Origin of the sequence: Sphingobium sp. ba1 (genome assembly GCF_000743655.1) — a bacterium.
In the GTDB taxonomy this organism is placed as follows: domain Bacteria; phylum Pseudomonadota; class Alphaproteobacteria; order Sphingomonadales; family Sphingomonadaceae; genus Sphingobium.
Genome location: NZ_JPPQ01000069.1, coordinates 2,936,035 through 2,938,526, shown reverse-complemented (window position 1 = coordinate 2,938,526; position 2,492 = coordinate 2,936,035). Strand labels below are relative to the sequence as shown.

At 65.8% G+C, this 2,492-nt stretch carries 3 protein-coding genes; all 3 read right to left on the bottom strand.

Annotation, left to right across the window (positions count from 1 at the left end; all coding sequences use genetic code 11):
- A partial coding sequence (locus IL54_RS23240; RefSeq protein ID WP_162182253.1) for an AarF/UbiB family protein occupies positions 1-431 on the bottom strand: 431 nt, incomplete at its 3' end.
- A complete protein-coding gene (locus tag IL54_RS17490; RefSeq protein WP_052027739.1) occupies positions 428-814 on the bottom strand; it encodes a DCC1-like thiol-disulfide oxidoreductase family protein in 387 nt (128 codons plus the stop codon). The genes IL54_RS23240 and IL54_RS17490, both read right to left, overlap by 4 nt.
- Positions 815-875: 61 nt before the next feature.
- The gene (locus tag IL54_RS17485; RefSeq protein ID WP_037477327.1) at positions 876-2,348 is read right to left on the bottom strand and encodes an aldehyde dehydrogenase family protein; all 1,473 of its coding nucleotides are present in this window, start codon (positions 2,346-2,348) and stop codon (positions 876-878) included.
- Positions 2,349-2,492: the final 144 nt, after the last annotated feature.

The window sequence follows — 2,492 nt, the reverse complement described above, 5'->3', positions numbered from 1 at the left end:
CGGGCGCGATGGACCTGGCCGATCGAGGCGGCCGCGATCGGGCTGGCTTCGAAATGGGCAAAGCGCCGCCGCCAGTCCTGCCCCCATTGCGTTGCCAGCACCTTTTGCAATTGGGCAGGCGGCATATGATGGGCATTGTCGCGCAACTTGGCGAGGATCGCCGTCAGTTCCGGCGGCAGCATGTCGCCCGCGTCGAGCGAGATCATCTGTCCAAGCTTCATCGCCGCGCCGCGCAGGCGCGACAATTGTTCGGTCACGCGCTGCGCATTGCCGGGCGTGAGCAACAGGTCGCGCATTTGCGGTCGCTCCCCGCGCGCCAGCCGCCTTGCGCCCTCCGCCACCATGCCGGATGCTACGCCGCCCGCCATCTGACCGAAGGCGGCAAAGCGCGACAGTCGGGCCGAGGGCACTTTGCGATAGCGATCGCTCATCGTAGCCGCCTTTGCAGCGCCGGTCGCCAGCGCAGGAAGTAGGTGTAAAGCCGGTCGAGCAGCGCCAGAACGGGGCGATAGCGCGCGAGCAGGCCCAAGGGACGGAGCAGCGGAATGGCGCGCCACATGGCGGCGAAGGCCGCTGCGCCCTCCAGCATCCGGCCATCCTCGCAGGCGTGGAAGCGCGCCAGCAGGGCGGCACGGTCGATCGGGCAAGTAGCGCCGTCGCGCGCTACGTCGACAAAATGCAACCGGTCGCGCCGGTCCAATCGGCGCATCAGATCAATTTCGCGGCGGCATAAGGGACATGCGCCATCATACCACACCGTCACGCGAGCGTCACCAGTGGCGGCGCGATCACCGTGGGGGAGGGCTGTGTTCATGTGGTGCGCTTCCCATGCCCATGCCGTCGGCGCGACATGGTCTTTCGGGCACGCCCTGCCTTCAGAACTCGATCAGCGCGACCTTGGTCTTGAGGTTGGCGAGATAGGCTTCCCGCCCCAGATCCTTGCCGATGCCTGATTGCTTATAGCCGCCGGTGGGCAGGATGAAGTCGTTGCTGCGGCCATAGCGATTGACCCAGATGGTCCCAGCTTCAAGCGAACGGGTGGCGCGCAGGGCGCGCGCGACGTCCGTGGTATGTACACCAGCGGCGAGGCCATAGGCGTTGTCATTGGCCAGCGCATAGGCTTGATCATCGTCGGCAAAGGTCTGGACGGTCAGTACGGGGCCGAAAATCTCACCCTGCACCGCCTCGCTTTGCTGCGCAGCATATTGCAGCAAAGTGGGCTGGAAATAGCTGCCATCCTGCGGCGCGGCGGCGCGACCACCGCCGGTCAGGACGTGCGCGCCAGCGGCCACGGCGCGCTGGACTATGCCATCGATCCGGTCGAGCTGCCCTTCCGAAATGATGGGGCCAAGCGTGCTGTCGCTGGCCCAGGTGGGGCCCATTTTGTGCGCAGCAAAAGACGTGATGATGCGATCGATGACTTGGTCTGCGACACTCTCCTGCACCAGCAGGCGGGAGCCAGCGACGCAGACCTGGCCCGCATTGAGCGTGATCGCCCGCGCGACGATCGCCGCCGCCTTGTCCAGCGCGGCGTCGGCGAAGATGATCTGCGGGCTTTTGCCGCCGAGTTCCAGCGTAACCGGCTTTGGCCCGGTCTGGGCGCAGGCGGTCATGATCGCCGCGCCGGTCGCGGTCGATCCGGTGAAGGTGACCTTAGCCACTTCGGGTCGGCGGACCAGCGGATCGCCGACCGATCGCCCATCGCCCTGCACGATGTTGAAGATGCCCGCAGGCAGGCCCGCTTCGATCGCCAGTTCGGCAAGGCGCACGATGCTGAACGGCGTCATTTCCGATGGTTTGAGGACGATGCTGTTGCCCGCTGCGATGGCGGGCGCGATTTTCCAGGCGGCCATGACCAGTGGCAGGTTCCACGGCGCGATAGCCGCGACGACGCCATAGGGTTCGTGGATAGTGAGGCCGAGCTTGTCGGGCGTGGTCGCCGCCACCTCGCCGCCGACCTTGTCCGCCCATTCGGCAAAGAAGCGGACGGTTTCGGCGGTATAGGTCACGTCCCAGGCGCGAATTTCGTGGATCATCCGGGTGGAGCCGAGCGCTTCGAGCGGGGCGAGCGTCTCCATGTCGGCCTCGATCAGGTCGGCCCAGCGACGCAGCACGCGCATCCGCCCGCGCGGGTCGGTCTGTGCCCAGCCGCTGCTCTTATAGGCGCGCTGCGCATCCTCGACTGCCTCGCCCAGTTGCGCTTCGTCCACGCTGTCGAGATCGGCATAGACCCGTCCATCAGAGGGCCGCCGTACCGGGATGGCGGGACCGCGCCCGATGACACGCCGCCCGCCGATGAAATTGCTGCCCTGCGGCAAGGCGATGAGATCGGGGTTGAAAATGTCCATGGCGCGGCTTTCCTCTCGGCAGGCTAGCGGACAGAATATGGATCGTGCGCGGCATGTGTTGCAGTTGCGCAGGAAAATCTGCGCGATAATCTTCCAAAATCGAGGCGAAGGCGGCAGCCAATGCTTGAACGCGGCATTTATGGT